A 20,381-nucleotide genomic window follows, 5' to 3' on the forward strand; every position below is an offset into this window, starting at 1 on the left:
ATATATTATATTTTGGTAACACTGGCAACACTAACCCTTTAAGCATTGCCTTACCTAGCTTTAGGGTGTTGCCAAAGACGTTACCAAGGTGCTTTTTATTGGTAACACTGGCAACACACACAAAATATTACAATTGGACTTTGGTAACGTTAATTTTGACGTATAAAAGCCCTTTGCACGCCATAAGTTTTTCCAAATCTTAATTTGCTTTTATGCTTTTCCCAACCATCAATCCCACTTAAAATATCATTTATTTCTCTCGCACCCATAGGTGAAAGTTGTTTAGGGTCACCATTAAATAGTTCACACCATATTTCCATAACACAGGTCTTTTCTCGCACCATATTTCCTTCTGGTGAGTCTCCAAAATCAGAACCTTGTATATAGCTTCTTTTTTGAGGAATGTCTAAGCTATACCAATCCTCAGGTAATGGCTTGTTCAAATATTCTTCAATTAATCCGGCTTTAGCACTCTCTTCACTGTGAGAATCTTGTTGTTGAGCTGCTTCTTTCTCTTCATCTTTATTCAGATGAAGTGGCTCTTTACTTTTCCATAGCTCTACAGCTTCAGCCCATATTTGGTCAATTTCATTTTTACTTAAATCTTCCCATACATTTTTAGTATGAGGAACTACCCCAACATCTACTGGCCAGAATCTTCTATTACCGGTCCTGTCCCTCAGAAACTCACTGTCATTAGTTGTACCTATAAACACACACTGCCTTGGGAATCTGCTTGTACGTCTTCCATAGGCAACTCTGTATATATCCTCTGTCTTAGATAGAAAATGCTTTGTAGCTTCAATATCTGCTTTCTTTGTAGCCATCATTTCACCCATTTCTATCATCCACACACCTTGTAGTTGTTCATAGGCTTCTTTGCCTTGTACAGTTGTTAAACTATCTGAATACCAATCCTTACCCAACTTTTTAATAAGTGTACTTTTACCTATACCTTGTGGTCCACTTAATACTGGCATGTTATCGAACTTTATCCCAGGGGCAAATACTCTTGCAACTGCAGCAACTATTATCTTTCGTGTTACTGTTCGTACATAGGGTTTATCCTCTGCCCCTAGATAATCTATAAATAATGTATCTAATCGTTTTACTTTATCCCAAGTAAGACTATTTAAATAATCTTTAATTGGATGGTAAGAATGCTTTTCAAAACTTAGGGCCAATGCATCCGCGCATTTTGCGGTGGAGCTTAAAGCATAATACTTTTCAATAAATTCTCTAAGTCCACTATCATCTATATCTGCCCAGTCTGACTTATTATCATCACTTCTCCAAGGAAGCTTATCAATAACTACAGCTCTGTTAGAAAATTCATTGTAGGCTATTTTACCTTTAAGCATTGGTTCATTCTCTACTACTAATAAAAAGTTACTTATAGTACTTTTTAACTTTCCAACCTCTGTGTATTTCAATTCTTTTAGCCAATCAGTGCTTACCTCTTCATCACTAACAACAGTGTCAAAATCCTCCTGGGCTTTCTCCATACGTTCTTTACCTAGAGTCAGCATTACCTTATTATCAGAACTCGCAAACTCTGACATTCGTGTAAATGAAGGTATTCTATTAGCTGGGGTATCTTCTTTAATATCATCATCTAAGTGCCCAAACTTATTAATTCTTACTAAGTCAAACACATTACACAATATTCCACTAGTTGGGTCCGTTCCATGGTGTGAAAAACTGAATTTATCTTCATAAACTACAACTCCACCTGTAGTGCTTCCATCTACAAATGTATATCTTGTATCATCTGCACCTGCAGTATAAACATCTTCTAAGAACTCTCCTATTGCTTCACTTATACTATAGGTCCTACAAAATGCTCCTATAACACCTTTCTTTTCAAGCGGATCTTCTTGCCTTTTAATAGCACTAGTAATCTTTGCCCTGGCTCTTGAACTCTCAGGCCAATAACTTACATCCTGCCACCCAAAGGTATATCTAGCTAATATAGTATCCGGATTTAACCAAGCTAAGTCCTGGACCTTAAACACATAATCACCATCTGCACTAGTTGATGGCCAATACATTAATCTTGAAGGTTCATAGGTAGTATCATCAAATTGGTCTATCCCCAAATCATCTGCAACCATTCTAGCTATTGCTTGATATTCGTCCGGAAGAACTGGTCTGCTTAAAGGAATAATTAATCTTAATCTTTGATTATCCGGTGCATGTGTATGAGTTGAATACATACAGCACCCAAAGTCCCATAACATTTCTATACTGGACCATACATCACCATTAACATAATCTAGGTCTAATGATAATAATGTTCTATTTGCAACGTTCTCAGCCTTCCTACGACCATTCTTAAGTGACCCTCCTACAAATCCTCCAACATCTTTAATATTGTCTCTATCAGTCTTTGGCATTTTCTTATATTCACTGTAAGTCTCAGGAGTTCTTGTTGTAGTACTTAGCTTTTCAACAAGAGCTGAGTACAGCATATTTTTGTTTTTCCAATGAATCTCTTTTTTACTTTTACCTGAAGCTAACGCTATTGATCCATCATATTTAATTTTTACAATCTTCTTATCTTCTGTCACATATTCCAATTTATCACCACCCTCCTATGCAAATATTTTATATGTTGTTTCTTAAACTTCTTCTACAATACTTATAAGTTTTTGAGCTACTGCTGCAACTTGGATAGCTTCCAGTGCTAATTCTATTGCGTGTTTTCTGATTACTTCAGCTTGAATTTTAAATATTTCCAAATTATCAGTCCTGACACAGCGCCATAAATACTTTGAATTAATATCTATTAACTTCAAAACTTCCTCACACTCTTCAACTTCTTCTTTAATAACTCCATAGCCCTGGTGCATGTCCACGAACTGAGGATGAATTTTGTTGGCTCTTTGTAGTTCTTCCCAAGCTAATGTTTTAACTGCTTCTCGTAATCCTTCATCAATCATTTATATTAGAGCCTCCTACTTCTCAACATAATTGTCTATATTTTTAATCATCATAGTAATGGATCCATCACCATTGTCTTTGATTTCAAACATACTACTATCCACATAAGCATCCCCAGTGATACTTAATTCAATATCACTACTAACTTTAATTTTTATATTACTTAGCTTTTTCTCTAAATACTCTTTATCTACTTGGAACTTTTCTAAATTACATTCTTGAAAATATGCTATAAAGTCTTTTTTAACTTCTGGCTCGTAAGATGAAATTACTTGTTCCGCAATATCATATATGTTTACATCTTCAGCATTCCTCAGAATCCTTTTAACAGAAGTTCTTATTCTCTCTGCTTTAACTGCTTCATCTTTGCAATTACTTCTTGTCCATAATTCAATCCTATTCATAAAATGTCTAGTTGCATCTCTATCATTTTCTATTAAAGAGCAACCAATGAATGTATCTAAGAAGTAATTAACTCCATCAGTATCTGTAACTGGCTTCTTATCGAATACAAGTAAGTCATAGGCTTGGCCATCTCTTATAGGTCTAATGAATGCAGCCTTTTGTACTTTCTTGCTTGCGGATAATCCTGTTATTATAGGAACTAATCCTATTCCAACATTGTTATCAACAATGTCAATTTTGTGGGTATATTGCTTAACATAATCCATCTTTAGTATTCCCATCATTGGGCCATATTCAGTACTGAAAGATATAACTAAAAGGTCACAGGAAGGAATATCATCATTGTCTTTCATTATTTCAAATAATTCTTTTACAATTTCCTTTGAAGCTATACCTAAATCTATTCTTCCATTCAAGTAGTCCTGGCTAACTTCTTTAACAATTGTGTTTTTAGACTTGAATGAAGCATATTTTAAATTTTCATCTTTAAGGACTCTCTCAATGTGACTTAGTATAAATTTATATCTTTCCTCTGTGAGCTCCATCATATAACTATTTAAGATTGGTTCATCTGCACCAGTATCTAATACATGAAGTATTGCCTCATTAATTGAAATATCTCTAATTTTATCCATAAATTTTACACTCTCCCTTTATTTGTTTGAGCATCCGTTCATTATCACTTAAACTAGATTCTACAAAGTCTTTACACCTTTTTAGCTTACGGTCTTGCTCCTTAATGATTTTGTTTAACTTAGCTACTTCTACTTTGTAGAATTCTTCTTTATCTGTTGATAGCTCTACCTCTGCCTTACTGGAGTTATTGAGATTAAGTTCTATATACCCATAAGTCTGATTAGTTTTATCTGCTATACCTAATATTGTTTCATTTCCTAAGGCCCCATGATTGCAACAACCACAGCTTACATGCACTGCTGTTCCTTTTGAAAACTGTCTAAGCTCATTTTCAAGAAGTCCTACTGTTAATTCCATTTATATCACCATATTCAGAACTGCTTTGACCTCTGAAACCCATTCATCTAATTGTTCTTCATTAGAAAATGATATGCTCATATCTTCTCTGCTAAGTGTTACACCCTTTTCAGTGTCTGCATCATACATCCCATTACTGCCTTCTACCTTAATTGTCTTTCTTACCACAACCTTGGATTCTATTACTTTTAATCCTTTCACTTTAATAACCTCCACTTCTTTTATTACTAATGGCTCTAGGCATTGTCTTTCTTTAGCTGCCTCAATTATCTTTTTAGCATTTTCTTCTAATTGTTTAATAGCGGGCACATGAGTTTTCAATGTTGAAAGTGTTGTTGGTGCAGCTGCATTTTTAATTACTGGGGCATCAGCAGGAGCAATAGGATCAATCTCTATTTTTCCCATCATGTAATAATTTTTCCACTTAGAATAATAAGTTTTAGCAGTGGTTTCAGTAAACCCAAACTTATTTATTATATTAGTTACCATATCTGGTCCGCTTAATCTAACTGCGCATCTGTCAAACTCTGCATACACAACTTCTTTAGATATTCTGTTTTCAGTGAGGCCCATTTCCCTTTTAACTTTTACATAAGCATTTACTAGCATTGATCTACTTAACCTTGGGAACTTATCTCTTAGGAGTTCTATACTTTCTTTTTTACTAACTTCTTTATCTAATAAATCCTTTACCTCTGCTAAAACTTTACTTTCAATTTCAGTCATATTAAAATTTCCCTCCTCTAATTTTTCACTTTTTCTACTGTCTTCAAGTAACATTCTTGACATATTAGTTTGTATATCAGATATGTCATTGTAGTCAATTCCATAATCTATTAGCGCTGCACTCATGTTCCTATCAAATAGCTTTTCAAAGTTTTGTATATATTTGTTAACTATTATATCTGCTCGTTCCATAGCAACTAGGTCTACTACTCTTGCTTGCATTGGTGTTAAACTATTGATATCCTTGTTAGCCTTTTGAAGTTCTTTGGGCTGTGATCTCCTATCTTTTCGGTTCAAGGTATAACCTCCTTTTTACTCCGCCATGTTCTTGAATTACGTATTACTTTTGCAAATCAACAATATCTAATACCTTAGTTCTAGCTTCCGTTTCTGTTAATTTAGTATAAAAATCATAATCCTTATCTTCTAATACAAATAACATTTCAACCCAACCAAGACCTCCGCGTTCAGCTAATCTCTTCAATGTTTGAGTGTGATTTCTAATTGCTTGCTCTCCATGTAGATTTACTATATCTAACGGGATATATTCTTTTGGTTTTGAACCGAGTATTGGAAATTTAGTTTTCACCTTAATTCACTCTCCTTCACACTTTTTTCAGAATCCGTATTAATCTTTCTTATAATATTCTGTTTCATATCCATCAGCGCCAAGTGGAAGTCCAGGGGCCCAGTCTAAAGTTTCTCCAAAGATGTCATTAACTTCTTTCATGGTGCCAAAATCTTTTGGTACATCCATTATTATTTCATCATGTACATGCATAACTATTGGATAACCTGCAGCTTCAACTTTAAACATTGCTTCACCAAGACAATCTCTTGCAACTGCCTGAACTATATTCTCAACTAGTTTGGGTCCGTAGGTGTCTAATGTGGTCCATTGTTTAGTTGTCTGCTCCATGCCCTCGTAGGTTATAATAGGCTTACCATACTGACCATCTTCAATCTTAGGTCTTATATAGGCTAGTTTTCTACCTGAGGGTAGTTGTATAAACAAAACCCCTGGATCATATATAAATTTAAGACCAAATTGCATACAAACCGTTGTTCTTTCAGTAATAGCTTTTTTAGCAGCCTTATCACAATCCCACCAGAACTTTGTAATATTAACATTTGCACTTCTCCAGCTTTTAACCAGACCTGGCATGTCCTCCTCTGGGATCTCTTTCTTTTTATCCATTACAGTAAGAGCTCCAACACTGCCACCATACCCAAGGGCTAATTCTGCTATCTTACCTTTTCCTCTCAGGTCACTACCTTTTGTAACTGACTCTATTGGTACTTTAAACATTTGAGCTGCTGAGGCTTCATAGATTTTCCCATGAGTATTGAAAACATCTAGTCTCCATTTTTCACCCGCAAGCCATGCAATTACCCTTGCTTCAATGGCACTAAAATCTGCTACCATGAATCTGTTACCCTCTCTAGGTATAAAAGCGGTTCTTATAAGTTGGCTTAAAGTATCTGGAATACTATCATATAGAAATTCTATTTCATCAAATTGACCTGTTCTTACTAAATTCCTAGCATCATCTAAGTCAGGTAAATGGTTCTGTGGAAGGTTTTGTACTTGGACTAATCTTCCTGCCCATCTACCGGTACGGTTAGCACCGTAGAACTGTAGTAATCCCCTCACTCTGCCATCCTCACATCTTGAATTTTCCATTGTCTGATATTTTTTAATAGAAGTCTTGGCCATAAGTTGTCTTAATTCTAAAATTCTTACTACATCAGCATTTATAACTTCCTCTAGTAGTACTCCCACGCTCTCTTTTGTGAGGCTTGTTACTGTAGTACCTAATTTATTACCTATCCATTTTTTTAATTGAGCTGTACTATTTGGATTAGCTAACCCTGTTATTTCTCTAGCTTCAATCTTAAGTCTTTCAGAATAAGTAGCATCGCACTCAATAGCCTTTTCTATAATTACTAAATCAGTTCCTACACCTCTATCATTTATGTGTTGATCCAGTTCCCAAAGCCTTTGTTCTTTTTCTGTAGTTGGGTATATACTTAATTTATTTCTTATGTCTCTCTCAACTTCAACATCCTGGCAACAATAGGTTTTAAATATTTCCCACTTTTCCATATCATGCTCAGGTAGATTTCTAGTTCTGCCACCATTAGCTTTTGTTGGTTTACAAGGCTTACAGAAGTATTGAATTAACGCTTTACCCTCTTTCATCTTCTGCTTATCTTCAGGTAGATGCATTGCAGTACCGACCATACCCAAAGAGCCGGGTAATCCCATTGTTAAAGCTTTTACCATCGTGCATTGCCACATCTCTGGTGGTGTTGGTGTTTTTAGAAAGTTTCTTATAGCATTTCTTTCAAAGTTTGCATTAAAAGCAGATTTTATTGTATTTGAATTGCAAAGAGCATCTATTACTCTCTGTGGTGTTATTTCACCTGCATCAAAATCTATTATATGAATTTCTTCATCATTGAAAGCATAAGCAAATAGCATTATTCCAAAATCAGGGGCTCCACAATATTTGTAAGCCCCTGAGGTTGCAATATCTACACTGCTGTATGTCTCCACATCTATACATAAGACATCAGCCATTTAAGTCACTCCTTATTTATAAATCAATACTGTACTCTATTTTTAATGGAACTATTGCAACAAATTCTACATCAGAATCTGTATTGTCTAGCACTTCCTTATAAAAGTTCAAAGCGGCTATTTCTGTACTAAATCTTTTTGCTTTTGTTATTATAACTGTGCAATCTATATGCTTTAATGAGTAGTATTTCTTATCAATATATTTTTTAACACCATCTCTTTTAACTACTAAGAGAAAAAATTTAGCTTGTTTTTTAGTTTCAATTGTTTTGTTATCTATTGCCATTTAATTCACTCCTATTCTTCCTCAGCATAAGGATATACTCTTGGATCTTGCTTTCTACAGTCTAGTGGTATGTTATGATTGAATATACAACTTCCGCAATCTACTTCTCCACTAAATTCATATTCACAATCATACTCTGTAGATTCTCCGTTAAATTCGGAGAACCCTAAACATCCATCATCACTCATAACTTTTTAACCTAAGAAATCATCTGTCGCAGATTCTACTGAATCAAAGTCACTTGCAGCACTTGTAAACCCACCTAGAGGTTCTCCCTCTGCTAACTTTTGTACATTTCCAAGTCCTGCTGCTATTCCTTTATTACCTGAAGCTGAGAAAGCATAAAAGTTAATTGTTAATCTACCATAGCAGCCACTATATACTTCAGTAGCATCTAATACTGGTTGTACATCTTGGTCAACTACACCTGGCTTATTTTTGCTACTAGCATTTAAGAAATAACAATTAGCGTAAGCATCATCATCTGGTCTCTCTTCATCCCCATCTCTTAAAGGAGTTTTTATATTAGCAGGAATTTGTCCACCTTTTTTTGCAACTAACTTACTTTTCCCTAGCTCCTTAGCTTCCTCTACCGCTTCCTTAATTGCTTGAAGAGTTACTTTATCACTCTTTGGAATTATTACACTAACTGAGAATTTAGGGTCATTTCCTTCTATTGCGTGTGCTTCGAATAGGTGCGCATAACTTAATCTAACCTTTCCTGTAGTTACCTTTGTTCCTGAACGCATTGCTTTTACTATTGCCATAATATATTTCTCCTTTTGTGGGGGTTGCCCACCATTATTTTTTATAATTCAATCCATCTTTTATTATTGAATATTTTCCATATTGTAGTTTTACTAACATTAAACATCTTTCCTATACTGCTTAAACTTTTAACACCTTTCATCCCTTTAATGATTTTTGCCTGTTCCCTGTTTATTTTTGGTCTGCCTTTTTCTAAACCTATTTTATAAGCGTGTTTTATATTTTCTGTTCCTGTGCACCATTCCAAATTAGTATAAATATTATTCTCTTTTAATCCATCAATATGGTTTATTTGTGGCTTACTATCAGGATTAGGGATAAAATATGTTGCAACTAATTTATGGATAGTAATAGGTTGGTATATTCCATCCTTGTGGAGCTTAACCATTCTATAGCCTTTACTTAAACAAGGTTTTCTGATTATTTCCTTTCTATTATGAAAGCTCTTTACTTTCCCCAGGTTGCTGATTTGGTAAAGCCCCTCATAATTTTTTATGTCTCTCCATATTTCAATCATTTTGAAAATCAGCTTTTACCATTGCCATAATTATTAATCTCCTTTTAATTTAAATTATTTTCTTAAAACTTTGTTTAATATCCCATCTTGCAGGTACATATTTTTTAAGTTCTACTCCATTTTCTGCTAATATCTTTTTTATTGATCTAGGAGCATACCCTAATCTCATGTGTACCGCGGTAAGAGTTGCATACTTTTCATAAAGATATAATACTTTTTCTGTGTCATATATTTTTTTAGCCATCAGCAACAACTCCAAAATCTGTAGTAGCTTTATTGAATACTTCCCTTTTATCTGTCTCAACAACGAGGACTGGTTTCCCAATTGGCTTTTCTATATAATCACCAATTAACTCATTAAATTTTTTCTTACCAATTGATTTTTCCATAGCAGATATACCAAGTATTTCAGCAGGTTTATATACTTTATCTTGTGTGAATTCATCCATCAGAATGTCTGATATAGCATCAATATTTGTGTATCTTCTATTTGCTCTACCCTCAACTAGCTTCCAGCCGGGATAATTTATACCTGATACCGCTTGCTCTAGCGCATACTCTTGTATATCCTTGGCCCACTTAGCTAAGTCATTGCACTTACCTATAATGTCTGCAATTTCCTCTGTGCTTAATGTTGTTGCTTCACTGAACTCATATACTGCAAGTTCCATGTTCTTATCAGCTCTGGCTTTACACACTGCGTTAGCTCTGCAAAATCCAGAGCTACAATGCTCTCCTGCACAGAAATCTCCCTCACCTTTGAATGCTAAGTCTGCGGTGGGCTTTAGAATATCCTCCGCCCACTTCAATAGGTCTTCTGCTTTTATTTCATCTGTACTAATACTGTCTAGTCTAGGTTGAATAATAGTCATTTTTACATTTTCTATATCATATAAAAATTCAAACTCTGCTATAGCTCCTAATGCATAAAGTCTCATTTGATTATTATTAATTGCACTTACCGGAACACCTTTACCATATTTAAGGTCGATAATTTCAATTGTTCCATCCGCAATAATAACCATATCCCCTGTACCAAATCCTTCTGGTACCCATCTACTGTAATTAAGTCTCTGTTCTAAATTAATAACTGCATCTGAGGTTTTTGCTCTTGCCTCTGATACCTTTTCCAAGCAAGTAGCTACATAAATATCTACATAATCAGGCATGTCTGAGCTAAAAAGTTCATTCACTTCTATTTTCTTAAACTCAGAATTAAACTTCCTAGTACTTATAAATTTTAATTCTTTTCTAAGTGTTAACTCCCCTAACTCATGTGCCAAGGTTCCTTCTTCTGCAGCTTCAGATGTTTTATTTGCAAATTGTTGTTCCAATCTTGCAGAAGGTGGGCAAGTCAACCATTTTTTAGCACCGCTTGCACTTAGTATTGCATGTTGTGCCATTATAATAATTCCTCTGCTTCCTCATAGACTGCTGCATATTCCTCTTCTTTTAGATCAGGTAACTTACTAGCACCATGTAGTGCTACAAGTGCTTTAACTTCTGCCTGCTTGCCAGCTTTCATTATTGCTCCAAGTCTTTCTCTTACCATTTCCTTAGTTACCTTAGCTTCTTCCTTTATCTCTTCTTTAGCTGGGATAATCTTAGCTTCTTCCTTAGCAACAATTTCAGCATCTTTAGCTGAAATGATTTCTTTCTCTAGTACTTGCTCATCATTAACCCCTGTAGTTGATACCATTTTTACAGGCTTGTCCTCAGTCTTACCTACTTTTTTAACTTCTACAGGCGTAACCACATTAGTTGTATTAGTAACACCTTGGCTTGGTATGAAGCTCTTAGTACCAAATGCACCAATGAAGCTTAAAAGTTCCTCGTTTGAATTAAATTCTGCTGTTATTTTCATAAATTATATTTCCTCCTTAAAATTTTAATATTGTTTGGGTTAACCTAAAAATTCATCTTCTACAATGCCAGGTTCTTTTGTTTCTTCAATAGCACTTAAATCCTTTAAAACTTCATCTAGGCACCCATGTTCTTTTACATTTACACTCCAGGACTTAGTTAAGCCATTAACACATTTACCTTGAAAATAAATTGCTATTGTTAGAACCCCTGATAGCGGAAAGAACTCAAAAGATACATCTTGGTTTTGTGTAGTTGTAATCTCTATAGCTCTAAGCATAATGTCTTGAACTAGTTTTAAATTTCCTTTCATTTATTCAAACCCTCCTAAAAACATTCTGTTTTCAAAAGCTTCAATATCTACTCTCTGAATAATCCACTTAGTAGCATTTCTAATGTGCTGCTTATTGCTCGAATACCTTGAGAAGTAACCTATTGAGTATGAATTGTTAGTTGGTAACACGAGCACATCATCTTTCTTTAAATCTTCTATATCTGTCCGATAAGAGTATTCCATGTATTCTACTCCTGTACTTTTATCAAACTTAACCAGGGCTATTTTTTCATTCATCTATATCCACCTCCTTATATCCAGACATAACCATTAACATTTAAATATTCTTCAAGAGCATCTAGTTGCGCCTCTGTTCCAGTAACTGTGTAAGTTTCGGTAGCCATTACTTCTGCTTCTTCACGGGTCTCTACTGAGCGCGGACTTGGTGTAACAACTTTTGACTTTTCTATAGCTTCCCATGCTGTTACATCAGAAGATCTTCTTGCATTTAGTGCATCCTGTCTCTCTTTGTAAATTTTCTTATCTTCTTCAAGCTTGGCCGCTCTTTCAACTTTCCTTGCTTCTATTTCTAATTTTTCAGCCTCTGCTTCTTCAGCCTTAATTTTAGTTTGTTCAGCATTTTCATTAATCATTTTAATTAAGCTATTAACGTCTTCACCATCACTGAGCAATGACAAGTACAAATTATTTAGAAGAGTAACACCATATTGAGAGTTAGCAAGTTCGACCTTTGATTTTATTAACTCAATGTTGGCTTCCTCTACATTTTGCAAAGATAATAATATATCTGCTTGCTTGGTTAGATCCACAGTAATATCTTTTATCTTGGGGCCTTTGTTTAACATCTGTTCCGTAATTACCAACTGACTATAATATTTGTATTCCAAGAACCTTTCATCAGTTAAGGTGTTTATAATTGTTTGAATTTCAGCTCTCTTATTCGCTATCCTAGTAACCTCAAAGGCATCAGCCTGGATATTTATTGGATCTATAACAGTATCAAATTTATCACTTAGCTTTTTACATTGCTCCTCAAACTTTGTGATATCTTCAGTTAATAATGCTTTAGTTTTTATCTTAAAATCATTTAAGGATTTTTTACCCTTTCTAAGTTCCGTAATAGTCTTTTTACACTCTTTTACTGTGTCCTCGGTAAATACTAAACCACTATATTTCTTAAGTGTTACATCAAGCTGTGCATCTATTTCAGTGTAGTTAAAAGTAACTACTGCAGGTGTGGTTTGCGATACTAATGCTAATTCTTTCATTAATTTTCCTCCCTTATATATGAATTTGTAGTCTCATCAAAAATCCAAATTGTTTCCATCACTTTACCTCCTCTAAGACCTTTGTAATTATTATGATTGAGTCATTAATGTAGCTATCTCCTGAATTAGGTTCATCAACAGATCTTAGATTCATTAGTACTTCTTCAAGTGCTTGTCTATATTTCTCCTTCATCTATACAATTTCACTTCCTTTTGATATAATGTTATTGAAATGTTTTACTTTAGGGTCCTCGCCAAAGGACTCTTTTTTATGCGCATTTTCTGAATACCTCTACACACCTAACCGCAATATCCAATACATAATTTAAGCTTGTGTGCTTTTTAAAGCTAACTCTATTGAACTTTAAATCATCTGTTATTATCTCTGCTATTACTGCAAACTCTGTATTACTAAGATGTCCAACTCTATTTTCTAATGCTTTTCTTAGCATGTTTTCTCCTTCCCTTTCGCTTTTTTCTTATATCAAAGTCGAATACTTCTACATACAGATAGTCTCTAAATACTTCCGCTATACAATTAGGAATTAATCTATATTTTTCTACTAACCTAAATCTTTCTTTAACATTCTTGAAAGGAACAACTTCAATGAGTTGCATTTTTGTTTAGTCCTCCTTCATCAAATCTTTGCTAGCATCTAGAAATTGATTTTCAAAGTTCTTCTTTACAAATTGGATCTCTGCACATTTACTACAAGGTTCCAGAGTAACTTTTTTATGCGCATGGACACACTCTTCGCATCTAGTTCTTCCAAGTGTCATTTAACTCACCTCTTTCAATATAATTTTAAGTGAGGCTTTTGCTCTTGCTATTCTTCTACTCACAGTCATCTGAGTTGTCCCAAGCATTTCTGCAATCTGCGTTTGTGAAAGTCCAGTTGATAGTTGAATCTTGAAAGCCTGTCTATCTTTTTTATTTAATTTGTTCAAGGCTTCATCAACCCAAAAGCTTGTAAAATCTTGCTCAGAACTAAGACTCTGGCCCAATGTTATGTCTATGCCTTCACTGTGGGCTATTACTTGACTAAAACTGTCGCAGTACACTGTTTTCTTTGCTAAGATATCTTTCCTTTGTGTTCTAATAGTATTTTCAAAATCTCGACAATGCCTTAATATCATGCCATGTGCCACCGCTCCAAAGTATGTGGAGAACATAGCTTTTTCTAAATCTATATTTTTCATTGCGTGAGCAAATGCCTGGTTAACTATTGCTAAAACCTCTTCTTGATCCATATTCATGCATTTATATTTTTTAGCTATAGTACAAACTAAACCTAGATTTTCATTGTAAAAATCGTCTCCCGCTCTTTTATTTCCGTTTTTAAATTGTTGGATAAGTTCCTCTTGCATTTTAATCAGCCTCCTAATTTTTACTTATGCAGTTTTATATTTAATTGCCATTTCTTTTACTATTGCCACGTAACCCTCAATTAGCTTCTTATCTTCTGCTATAACATCCAACACTGTGAGCTTGTCTCTCTTGGACTTACAAATACCTTCATCAGCCATCCTTCTTCTCTTATTGGTAAGCCTCGTTTTAACATCAACTCCAAATCTTTCGCATAAGGATTTATAACTTTCTTCCCTTATAACCCTAATGTGGTCATATCCGCCTGCACCCAATGCCATTTTATTTATTAATGCAGATGTATCTGGTCTCCAGGAATTAGGACTTAAAGTAATAACATCCCTAATCCCTTGTAGGTCTTGCTTTACTGCTGCCGATTCTGCTTTTGCTTCTAAAGCATTATGATTAACCTCATTAAGTTGTTCTCTTAATTTCTTTTGTTCCAGTTCCATGTTTATAAGTAGTTGGAGCTGCGGAGATAATTCTTGTATAGGTGCTTGTACCTGCATTTTCATTTCTTCAAATCTAGTAACATATTCCGCAGTGAAAAGTATTCCTTTTGCTCCAGTCATTTTATTAGCTACCATGTCACATCCTTTTTTAGTTAATAGATAACAAGGCTGTTCTTTATTTTGAGAATTTAAGTAAACATCTTCAATGAAGAAATCGGAGTATCCAAAATTGGATTGTCCTAAAATTACCATATAGCCTCTTATATCTCTAAGAAGATGTGGGTGTTCCTTACCTGTCACTTCTGCAACTTCCCTGCTGTCAGTTACGAATTGTCCGTTTTTATTTAATATTGTTAGATTATGCATTAGCTTGACCTCCTTCAATTTTATTTACCCTCTGCTGGGGCTTGTACACCATATGGGGTGCAATATAATTTAGGTATGTATTTGATATTTGTTTAGATAGGTATGTTGCTTGCTTTATATCTTTGGATTGATTTAACTAATATTTTCTTTTATTTCTTTTTTATCAAGTTCTGAAATTAAATGTTCCAGTTCTTCTGGCGTTAGTTTTTCTGCTATTATGTCTGCCAATACCTCTGCATATTTTTTTTCCAAAATGGTCATATCTTTTGGAAGGATTAACGTTACTACACTCATATTTTATAACTCCTAAAAATAATATTAGTTTATAATATGTTGATTAAGAATTTTTGGTTACAATCTTCTCTTTGCCTTTACTCTTATCTTTCTTTATTTTAAGAATTACCCTTGTCATATAAATAACCTCGCTTTCAAATTAGATTTTCAATTTTTTCACCCAAAGCATCTACAATTTTCATTACCGTATCTATCCTTGGATTCTCTGCTTTTCCACTTATTATGTCGTGCAGAGTTGAATAGGCTATTTGACTTTTTATGGATAGCTTGTACAATGTTAATCCTTGCTCCTGCATTTTTTGTTTAACTTTTTTTGTATTCAAGTTGTCACCGCCTTCTTTTTTTATCGCTTTACCGTTTACAATTTGATTGTATATCACTTTGGCGATAATAAAAAACGGTTTTTTTGACCTTATACACCCATCTGATTTAAATAAGTTGAGAATACTTCCATTTCCTTCAAAATTCTTAGTATTTCTTATCGGTTTACGGATTATTTTATTTTTTAATTGTCGGTTTTCCGTTTTAATTTTCCCTTTACTAATTATCTGTTTACCGATACAATATACATAATGAATATATTCGAGGAGGAAATTATGAGCATATCAGAATTAGGACTAAATATAAAAAGAATTAGAGAACAACGTGGTTGGAATTTAAATAGGTTAAAACAAGAAAGCGAAGTTGGGTATTCTACATTACATGACATTGAAAATGGTAATAGTCAAAATCTAAACTCTTCTACCCTTGAAAAGGTAGCTAAATCTCTGAGCATCTCTACCAATGAACTATTAGGAATTGATGTAATAGAATATACAGTTACTGATCTAGAAGAAACATTAAAAATGATATTACAATCAGACGAATTGGAGTTAGAAGGAACATTGGTTACTGCTGATGAAAAAGAAGACTTAAAAGATTTCTTTTATTTAGCTATAAGCAGTATAAAAAGAAGGAGGGAAAAATAAGAACATGCAGACGATAGCAATTTATAGCAGAAAATCAAAGTTTACAGGCAAGGGAGATTCCATAGAGAATCAAATTGAAATGTGCAAACAGTATATAACTCAAAAGATGGGTAAGAATGTTGAATTTTCAATATTTGAAGACGAAGGATTTTCAGGGAGCACGTTAGAAAGACCTCAATTTAAAAAACTAATGAAAGATATAATGGGAAAAAAAATAAATGCTTTGGTCTGCTATAGACTCGATAGGATTTCAAGGAATGTTGCGGATTTTTCTTCAACCCTTACTATACTACAAGAAAACAATTGTGCATTCATAAGCATCAAAGAAGAGTTTGATACTACTTCACCAATGGGCAGAGCTATGATTTATATTGCTAGCGTTTTTGCTCAATTAGAGAGAGAAACAATTGCTGAAAGAGTTCGTGATAATATGCTTGAACTTGCAAAATCAGGTCGTTGGACAGGTGGTAAAATACCACTAGGATTTATTTCTGAAAGGATTAAATATACTGATGATATGGGGTTACAAAGAGAGTATTCAATATTAAAAATTAATAAAGAAGAAATGGACTTTGTTAAGTTTTTATATGAAAAATATTTAGAACGAGGAAGCTTACACAAATTAGAAGTATACATAACAGAAAATCAATTAAAGTCTAGAAATGGTATTATGTTCGAAAAATCTAGCTTGAAAATAATATTACAAAATCCTATATACGTGAAATCTACAAAAGAAATAGTTGATTATTTGAAGAACAATAGCTGGATCGTTTATGGTGAAGCTGATAATATCCATTCACTTTTAACTTATAATAAAACAGAACAAAGTATTAAAAATGGAAAACATGCTAAAATCTTAAAATCTAAAGATGAAAGATTCGCAGCTGTAAGCAATATTGAAGGGGCTCTGGAACCCGAACTGTGGTTGAACGTTCAAAACCAATTCGATATTAATAGAGATAAGTTCCCACGCTTAGGGAAAACTCATAATGCCTTATTAGTTGGAAAATTGATGTGTGGTGAGTGTAAGAAATATATGCTAATACAACATGGTAGAGAATCTAAAGTTACCGGAGAAAAAGCGTTTTATTATACATGCTCATTAAAAAGGAAATCTCATAAAAAACTATGCGATAATAGCAACGCCATAGCGAGTTATGTAGACTCTTTAGTAATTCAAAGTCTAAAATTACTATCTAAATCCAAGACAGATTTTGTAAACCAGTTGAAAATTATATCAAAAAATAAAATAAAATCTAATCAGATTTTTATTGAAAAACATTCTTTAGAAAATTCTCTACTTGATAAAAAGAAACAAATTGATACTTTAGTCACAACATTATCTAAATGTGATGGCATAGAAGATATAATACTTGATAAAATAAAGAGTTTAAAAAGCGATTGCTCTAAAATTGAAAACACAATTAATGATGCAGAAAATCGCACAAAAAAAGAAAGATTAAATAGTTTTAATCTAAACTTAATTGAATCGATGCTAAATAAGTGTGAGATGATAGACACCTTTCCTCGCAATGAACAGAAAATGATAATCGATATTTTAATCGACTGCATTTACTGGTATGGTACTGGCAATGGTAAAGGTAAAATCGTAATTAAATTTATTGGAACTGATGATGAAGATACTAATACTGTTGAAATATCAGAAGAAGACCTACGTCAGCAAATGTTGCAGTTTGGTTCACATAGCATGACCTGTATCTAAAAGAATAATATTTTCTGCAAACTCTTTAAGCGCATACTGCTGACACACTTTTAGTTTGAGTTTTTCTAAATTTATATCTTCTTCCGGAACCTTTAAAACAACAACCCCGGTCTCATCCAATTGCTTTATAACATCATCCGCTAAAGAATCCTTAGCTAGCTTACAAGATCCGCTAAAAGCTCCATATACATCTTCTTCTCTTTCTCCTTTTAAATCTTCAATACCTGCTCTATAACTTATGCTTACTCTTGGCCCAAAAGATGGACATCTTAAAATACACATTGAACATCCATTTCCATATTTTAAGCAGTTACCCATTGGCCCTGTGGAACCTGTAGTTTCTATAAATACATCTGCCTCCTCATATTTCCCATCTGATAAATATATTCCTTTTATTCTATTGCCTTCTTTTTCAACATCCACTACTCTTGTTATCATATTTATTTCTATATCCATAGCTTTTAAATATTTTAAAACTGCTGGCTCAATCTTGTTTACATCGTAAAGCCAGGCATGTTTATGTCCTGGGAAATCAATGTTTTTATGTCTACTATTTTCATCTGTTAAATGTATTAAATCTCCAGCTCCTAGTGCTATCATTTCTTCTGATGCTGTATATCTTCCATTGTTTCTCATTATACCACCTACATTACCAAGTCCTAAAAGCATATCTGTTTTTTCATATAATACAACCCTAGCACCCGCTTTTTTTGCTGTGATTGCTGCGCTACACCCAGACCAACCACCACCAATTACAATAACCTTCAAAATATTCTCCTCCCCTCTAATACATATTTAGGTTCTGTCTGCATTTTGCAGAGTCTTCTTAATTTACGATCATTATTTTTTCTTGTGCAACAGCCACATATTCCTTCTCCACAGCACATCTTTGCATTATTGCAACAAGAATATTCAATACTTTTATCTATATCTTCTACTGCCTTCATAAGTTCATAATTTAAAACGTCTGCAGCATCACAGTGCACTAACTTAATATCATTATTACTGATTAAATCCTTCAATATATTATTAAATTCCTCTGTAATTCTGCCACGGCTTATAGTATTTACAAGTATAACTTTTGAAGCATATTTTTCCATGTAATCATTAACAAAGCTATTTTTATAAGGTGAATTATCAAGCACAATTATAACTTCATTATTATTTGTATGCAAATGCTTAAGTGGAGGGATCATTGGTGCCTGCCCTATACCTCTTGCTACAATTAAGCATTTACTATTCTTAATCCTATTTATGTTTCTTAGTCCTAAAATACCATTCCAAAATGGTGCTTTTATAAGTAGCTCTTCCCCTTCCTTTAACACATCTAAGGCTTTGGTTTTTGCTCCTTTAAGTTCTATAGCAATAGTTATAGTATTATTTCTGGTATCAGTATCCATTATTGAGATTGGAGTATCAAACCTTGTATCTGTATCTGGGCGGCGAGCAAAAACATAACTTCCTGCATGAACCAATTCGCTTACCAATTTATCACTTGCTTCTAGGGTAAATATAATAATATTATCCTCAAATTTATCTTTCTCTATTATTTTGCAATAATAATATTTCCTACTTTCTTTAGCTTTGTAGTTGTTTGAAGCATAATCTTGATATATACATACTCCATTCCAATTACAACAATCACAAAAATTCTTACCTGCTAGTTGTGAACATAATATACAGTCTCCTGTTTCTGCCAGATGGCAAGGACATGCTCGAAACACCAAACTGCGATGCCCTAAAGCATTTTATACTGGTTCTATAATACAATTGTTTGATTTTTATAGTAATTACAAAATATTCACAAAAAATCTTCACGAAAATCATTGAATATATTGTAATTTTCCGTTAAAATAGTCTTTGAAGAGAGGACTGATTACTTGAAAAAACTTTTTAAAAATTTATTACCACTGCTACTTATTGGTTCTATCCCTTTTTCTAATTTGTTTTATTGGACACTAAATAATACTCAAAGAGGGGTTTATGATTTAACTACTGATTTAGATAGATTTTTACCACTTATAAAAATCTTCATAATACCTTATATGACTTTATGGTTTTTCTTAGCCTTTTGCTTTATTTATTTGTGCTTTAAAAACAGAAAAGTTTATTATAAGATTATGCTTACTTTAATCCTATGTTATGTTGTTGCTTTTATAACTTTTTACTTTTTTCAAACCACTGTTCCAAGGCCTATTGTCACAGGTGAGGATATATTTTCAAAACTAATTTTATTTACCTATAACTCTGATATGCCATATAATTGCTTTCCAAGCATACACGTAATTACTGCGTACCTGGCAGTAAAAGGAATTAATCTTACAAATGCTAGAAAACGGATTAAAATCCCAGTTACTATTGTAGGCTTTCTCATTATTATATCCACTCAGTTTGTTAAACAACACGTGATAATGGATATATTTTTCGCAATTTTTTTATGTGAAGTATTTTTCACAGGGATTGCTTATGTGGAGGAATATTACAAAATCTACAATTCCAAAAAAGCTTATAATTCACTAGAAAAAGATATTAAACAACAACGTGTAAAAGCTGCTGAATAATTT

29 protein-coding genes and 1 pseudogene are annotated in these 20,381 nt (G+C 33.5%); 3 read left to right on the forward strand and 27 right to left on the reverse strand.

What is annotated here, in order from left to right; all coding sequences use genetic code 11:
• Positions 1–149 precede the first annotated feature (149 nt).
• The 25 genes from ACREV6_RS22110 to ACREV6_RS22230 all read right to left on the reverse strand — a co-directional run bounded on the left by ACREV6_RS22110 (position 150) and on the right by ACREV6_RS22230 (position 15,449).
• Positions 150–2,579: a virulence-associated E family protein gene (locus tag ACREV6_RS22110; protein WP_431580212.1), complete on the reverse strand. Its 2,430-nt coding sequence runs from the start codon at positions 2,577–2,579 to the stop codon at positions 150–152.
• Positions 2,580–2,621: 42 nt separating this feature from the next.
• Entirely contained in the window at positions 2,622–2,942 is a 321-nt protein-coding gene (locus ACREV6_RS22115; RefSeq protein ID WP_431580213.1) for a hypothetical protein, read from the reverse strand.
• A gap of 15 nt (positions 2,943–2,957) precedes the next feature.
• On the reverse strand, positions 2,958–3,983 hold the full coding sequence (locus ACREV6_RS22120; protein ID WP_431580214.1) for a nucleoid-associated protein: 1,026 nt from the start codon (positions 3,981–3,983) through the stop codon (positions 2,958–2,960).
• The gene (locus ACREV6_RS22125; protein ID WP_431580215.1) at positions 3,976–4,341 is read right to left on the reverse strand and encodes a hypothetical protein; all 366 of its coding nucleotides are present in this window, start codon (positions 4,339–4,341) and stop codon (positions 3,976–3,978) included. Before ACREV6_RS22125 ends, ACREV6_RS22120 begins: the two co-directional genes overlap by 8 nt.
• On the reverse strand, positions 4,342–5,364 hold the full coding sequence (locus tag ACREV6_RS22130; RefSeq protein WP_431580216.1) for a hypothetical protein: 1,023 nt from the start codon (positions 5,362–5,364) through the stop codon (positions 4,342–4,344). It abuts the gene before it with no gap.
• 43 nt (positions 5,365–5,407) lie between these two features.
• Positions 5,408–5,656, reverse strand: coding sequence for a hypothetical protein (locus ACREV6_RS22135; protein ID WP_431579731.1), 249 nt, complete (start codon positions 5,654–5,656; stop codon positions 5,408–5,410).
• Between the two features lie 39 nt (positions 5,657–5,695).
• On the reverse strand, positions 5,696–7,651 hold the full coding sequence (locus tag ACREV6_RS22140; RefSeq protein WP_431580217.1) for a DNA polymerase: 1,956 nt from the start codon (positions 7,649–7,651) through the stop codon (positions 5,696–5,698).
• Between the two features lie 16 nt (positions 7,652–7,667).
• Positions 7,668–7,937, reverse strand: a complete 270-nt coding sequence (locus ACREV6_RS22145) for a hypothetical protein (RefSeq protein WP_431580218.1) — start codon at positions 7,935–7,937, stop codon at positions 7,668–7,670.
• An 11-nt stretch (positions 7,938–7,948) separates the two neighbouring features.
• On the reverse strand, positions 7,949–8,125 hold the full coding sequence (locus ACREV6_RS22150; protein ID WP_431580219.1) for a hypothetical protein: 177 nt from the start codon (positions 8,123–8,125) through the stop codon (positions 7,949–7,951).
• Positions 8,126–8,131: 6 nt separating this feature from the next.
• Positions 8,132–8,704 (reverse strand): DUF2815 family protein, encoded by a 573-nt coding sequence (locus tag ACREV6_RS22155; protein ID WP_431580220.1) that lies wholly within the window; start codon positions 8,702–8,704, stop codon positions 8,132–8,134.
• A gap of 41 nt (positions 8,705–8,745) precedes the next feature.
• On the reverse strand, positions 8,746–9,222 hold the full coding sequence (locus tag ACREV6_RS22160; RefSeq protein ID WP_431580221.1) for an NUMOD4 domain-containing protein: 477 nt from the start codon (positions 9,220–9,222) through the stop codon (positions 8,746–8,748).
• A gap of 49 nt (positions 9,223–9,271) precedes the next feature.
• The gene (locus tag ACREV6_RS22165; RefSeq protein ID WP_431580222.1) at positions 9,272–9,466 is read right to left on the reverse strand and encodes a hypothetical protein; all 195 of its coding nucleotides are present in this window, start codon (positions 9,464–9,466) and stop codon (positions 9,272–9,274) included.
• Positions 9,459–10,625, reverse strand: a complete 1,167-nt coding sequence (locus ACREV6_RS22170) for a DUF2800 domain-containing protein (RefSeq protein ID WP_431580223.1) — start codon at positions 10,623–10,625, stop codon at positions 9,459–9,461. Before ACREV6_RS22170 ends, ACREV6_RS22165 begins: the two co-directional genes overlap by 8 nt.
• Entirely contained in the window at positions 10,625–11,086 is a 462-nt protein-coding gene (locus tag ACREV6_RS22175) for a hypothetical protein (RefSeq protein WP_431580224.1), read from the reverse strand. Before ACREV6_RS22175 ends, ACREV6_RS22170 begins: the two co-directional genes overlap by 1 nt.
• Positions 11,087–11,125: 39 nt before the next feature.
• Complete coding sequence (locus tag ACREV6_RS22180; RefSeq protein ID WP_431580225.1) at positions 11,126–11,398, reverse strand: hypothetical protein; 273 nt, start codon at positions 11,396–11,398, stop codon at positions 11,126–11,128.
• A complete protein-coding gene (locus tag ACREV6_RS22185) occupies positions 11,399–11,656 on the reverse strand; it encodes a hypothetical protein (RefSeq protein WP_431580226.1) in 258 nt (85 codons plus the stop codon).
• A 14-nt stretch (positions 11,657–11,670) separates the two neighbouring features.
• A complete protein-coding gene (locus tag ACREV6_RS22190; protein WP_431580227.1) occupies positions 11,671–12,648 on the reverse strand; it encodes a DUF1351 domain-containing protein in 978 nt (325 codons plus the stop codon).
• 58 nt (positions 12,649–12,706) lie between these two features.
• Positions 12,707–12,841 carry a hypothetical protein gene (locus tag ACREV6_RS22195; protein WP_431580228.1) on the reverse strand — a complete coding sequence of 45 codons (135 nt, stop codon included), beginning with the start codon at positions 12,839–12,841 and terminating at the stop codon, positions 12,707–12,709.
• Positions 12,842–12,917: 76 nt separating this feature from the next.
• Positions 12,918–13,100, reverse strand: a complete 183-nt coding sequence (locus ACREV6_RS22200; protein ID WP_431580229.1) for a hypothetical protein — start codon at positions 13,098–13,100, stop codon at positions 12,918–12,920.
• Complete coding sequence (locus ACREV6_RS22205) at positions 13,075–13,266, reverse strand: hypothetical protein (RefSeq protein ID WP_431580230.1); 192 nt, start codon at positions 13,264–13,266, stop codon at positions 13,075–13,077. The genes ACREV6_RS22200 and ACREV6_RS22205 overlap by 26 nt, the downstream gene beginning before the upstream one ends.
• A gap of 6 nt (positions 13,267–13,272) precedes the next feature.
• Positions 13,273–13,428 (reverse strand): hypothetical protein, encoded by a 156-nt coding sequence (locus tag ACREV6_RS22210; RefSeq protein ID WP_431580231.1) that lies wholly within the window; start codon positions 13,426–13,428, stop codon positions 13,273–13,275.
• A complete protein-coding gene (locus tag ACREV6_RS22215) occupies positions 13,429–14,016 on the reverse strand; it encodes a sigma-70 family RNA polymerase sigma factor (protein ID WP_431580232.1) in 588 nt (195 codons plus the stop codon). It lies immediately after the preceding gene.
• A gap of 24 nt (positions 14,017–14,040) precedes the next feature.
• On the reverse strand, positions 14,041–14,832 hold the full coding sequence (locus tag ACREV6_RS22220) for a Rha family transcriptional regulator (RefSeq protein WP_431580233.1): 792 nt from the start codon (positions 14,830–14,832) through the stop codon (positions 14,041–14,043).
• Between the two features lie 132 nt (positions 14,833–14,964).
• The gene (locus tag ACREV6_RS22225; RefSeq protein ID WP_431580234.1) at positions 14,965–15,126 is read right to left on the reverse strand and encodes a hypothetical protein; all 162 of its coding nucleotides are present in this window, start codon (positions 15,124–15,126) and stop codon (positions 14,965–14,967) included.
• Between the two features lie 134 nt (positions 15,127–15,260).
• Complete coding sequence (locus ACREV6_RS22230) at positions 15,261–15,449, reverse strand: helix-turn-helix domain-containing protein (RefSeq protein ID WP_431580235.1); 189 nt, start codon at positions 15,447–15,449, stop codon at positions 15,261–15,263.
• A gap of 273 nt (positions 15,450–15,722) precedes the next feature.
• On the opposite strand from ACREV6_RS22230, the gene ACREV6_RS22235 reads away from it, so the two are divergent.
• Together ACREV6_RS22235 and ACREV6_RS22240 are read left to right on the forward strand one after the other, a co-directional pair.
• Positions 15,723–16,094 carry a helix-turn-helix domain-containing protein gene (locus tag ACREV6_RS22235; RefSeq protein WP_431580236.1) on the forward strand — a complete coding sequence of 124 codons (372 nt, stop codon included), beginning with the start codon at positions 15,723–15,725 and terminating at the stop codon, positions 16,092–16,094.
• A 4-nt stretch (positions 16,095–16,098) separates the two neighbouring features.
• Positions 16,099–17,817 (forward strand): recombinase family protein, encoded by a 1,719-nt coding sequence (locus ACREV6_RS22240; protein WP_431580237.1) that lies wholly within the window; start codon positions 16,099–16,101, stop codon positions 17,815–17,817.
• Here ACREV6_RS22240 and ACREV6_RS22245 read toward each other — a convergent pair.
• Positions 17,800–18,585: pseudogene (locus ACREV6_RS22245) on the reverse strand (FAD-dependent oxidoreductase); the annotation flags it as partial. The gene ACREV6_RS22240 and the pseudogene ACREV6_RS22245 sit on opposite strands and share 18 nt — an antisense overlap.
• Complete coding sequence (locus ACREV6_RS22250; RefSeq protein ID WP_431580502.1) at positions 18,582–19,541, reverse strand: sulfide/dihydroorotate dehydrogenase-like FAD/NAD-binding protein; 960 nt, start codon at positions 19,539–19,541, stop codon at positions 18,582–18,584. The pseudogene ACREV6_RS22245 and the gene ACREV6_RS22250, both read right to left, overlap by 4 nt.
• Positions 19,542–19,697: 156 nt before the next feature.
• Between ACREV6_RS22250 and ACREV6_RS22255 the strand changes: the two genes are divergently transcribed.
• Complete coding sequence (locus tag ACREV6_RS22255; RefSeq protein ID WP_431580238.1) at positions 19,698–20,378, forward strand: phosphatase PAP2 family protein; 681 nt, start codon at positions 19,698–19,700, stop codon at positions 20,376–20,378.
• The last annotated feature ends 3 nt before the right edge of the window (positions 20,379–20,381 follow it).

The sequence above is a fragment of the Clostridium sp. genome (assembly GCF_050717515.1).
GTDB lineage: Bacteria > Bacillota > Clostridia > Clostridiales > Clostridiaceae > Clostridium_AD.

What these genes read in the sequence shown, in the direction of transcription:
- ACREV6_RS22115 (WP_431580213.1), bottom strand. Translation starts at nt 2,942, where the DNA reads ATGATTGATGAAGGATTACGAGAAGCAGTTAAAACATTAGCTTGGGAA.
- ACREV6_RS22215 (WP_431580232.1), bottom strand. Translation starts at nt 14,016, where the DNA reads ATGCAAGAGGAACTTATCCAACAATTTAAAAACGGAAATAAAAGAGCG.
- ACREV6_RS22240 (WP_431580237.1), top strand. Translation starts at nt 16,099, where the DNA reads ATGCAGACGATAGCAATTTATAGCAGAAAATCAAAGTTTACAGGCAAG.
- ACREV6_RS22185 (WP_431580226.1), bottom strand. Translation starts at nt 11,656, where the DNA reads ATGAATGAAAAAATAGCCCTGGTTAAGTTTGATAAAAGTACAGGAGTA.
- ACREV6_RS22150 (WP_431580219.1), bottom strand. Translation starts at nt 8,125, where the DNA reads ATGAGTGATGATGGATGTTTAGGGTTCTCCGAATTTAACGGAGAATCT.
- ACREV6_RS22165 (WP_431580222.1), bottom strand. Translation starts at nt 9,466, where the DNA reads ATGGCTAAAAAAATATATGACACAGAAAAAGTATTATATCTTTATGAA.
- ACREV6_RS22170 (WP_431580223.1), bottom strand. Translation starts at nt 10,625, where the DNA reads ATGGCACAACATGCAATACTAAGTGCAAGCGGTGCTAAAAAATGGTTG.
- ACREV6_RS22155 (WP_431580220.1), bottom strand. Translation starts at nt 8,704, where the DNA reads ATGGCAATAGTAAAAGCAATGCGTTCAGGAACAAAGGTAACTACAGGA.
- ACREV6_RS22220 (WP_431580233.1), bottom strand. Translation starts at nt 14,832, where the DNA reads ATGCATAATCTAACAATATTAAATAAAAACGGACAATTCGTAACTGAC.
- ACREV6_RS22205 (WP_431580230.1), bottom strand. Translation starts at nt 13,266, where the DNA reads ATGCAACTCATTGAAGTTGTTCCTTTCAAGAATGTTAAAGAAAGATTT.
- ACREV6_RS22175 (WP_431580224.1), bottom strand. Translation starts at nt 11,086, where the DNA reads ATGAAAATAACAGCAGAATTTAATTCAAACGAGGAACTTTTAAGCTTC.
- ACREV6_RS22120 (WP_431580214.1), bottom strand. Translation starts at nt 3,983, where the DNA reads ATGGATAAAATTAGAGATATTTCAATTAATGAGGCAATACTTCATGTA.
- ACREV6_RS22125 (WP_431580215.1), bottom strand. Translation starts at nt 4,341, where the DNA reads ATGGAATTAACAGTAGGACTTCTTGAAAATGAGCTTAGACAGTTTTCA.
- ACREV6_RS22140 (WP_431580217.1), bottom strand. Translation starts at nt 7,651, where the DNA reads ATGGCTGATGTCTTATGTATAGATGTGGAGACATACAGCAGTGTAGAT.
- ACREV6_RS22190 (WP_431580227.1), bottom strand. Translation starts at nt 12,648, where the DNA reads ATGAAAGAATTAGCATTAGTATCGCAAACCACACCTGCAGTAGTTACT.
- ACREV6_RS22210 (WP_431580231.1), bottom strand. Translation starts at nt 13,428, where the DNA reads ATGACACTTGGAAGAACTAGATGCGAAGAGTGTGTCCATGCGCATAAA.
- ACREV6_RS22145 (WP_431580218.1), bottom strand. Translation starts at nt 7,937, where the DNA reads ATGGCAATAGATAACAAAACAATTGAAACTAAAAAACAAGCTAAATTT.
- ACREV6_RS22235 (WP_431580236.1), top strand. Translation starts at nt 15,723, where the DNA reads ATGAGCATATCAGAATTAGGACTAAATATAAAAAGAATTAGAGAACAA.
- ACREV6_RS22225 (WP_431580234.1), bottom strand. Translation starts at nt 15,126, where the DNA reads ATGAGTGTAGTAACGTTAATCCTTCCAAAAGATATGACCATTTTGGAA.
- ACREV6_RS22195 (WP_431580228.1), bottom strand. Translation starts at nt 12,841, where the DNA reads ATGAAGGAGAAATATAGACAAGCACTTGAAGAAGTACTAATGAATCTA.
- ACREV6_RS22160 (WP_431580221.1), bottom strand. Translation starts at nt 9,222, where the DNA reads ATGATTGAAATATGGAGAGACATAAAAAATTATGAGGGGCTTTACCAA.
- ACREV6_RS22200 (WP_431580229.1), bottom strand. Translation starts at nt 13,100, where the DNA reads ATGCTAAGAAAAGCATTAGAAAATAGAGTTGGACATCTTAGTAATACA.
- ACREV6_RS22180 (WP_431580225.1), bottom strand. Translation starts at nt 11,398, where the DNA reads ATGAAAGGAAATTTAAAACTAGTTCAAGACATTATGCTTAGAGCTATA.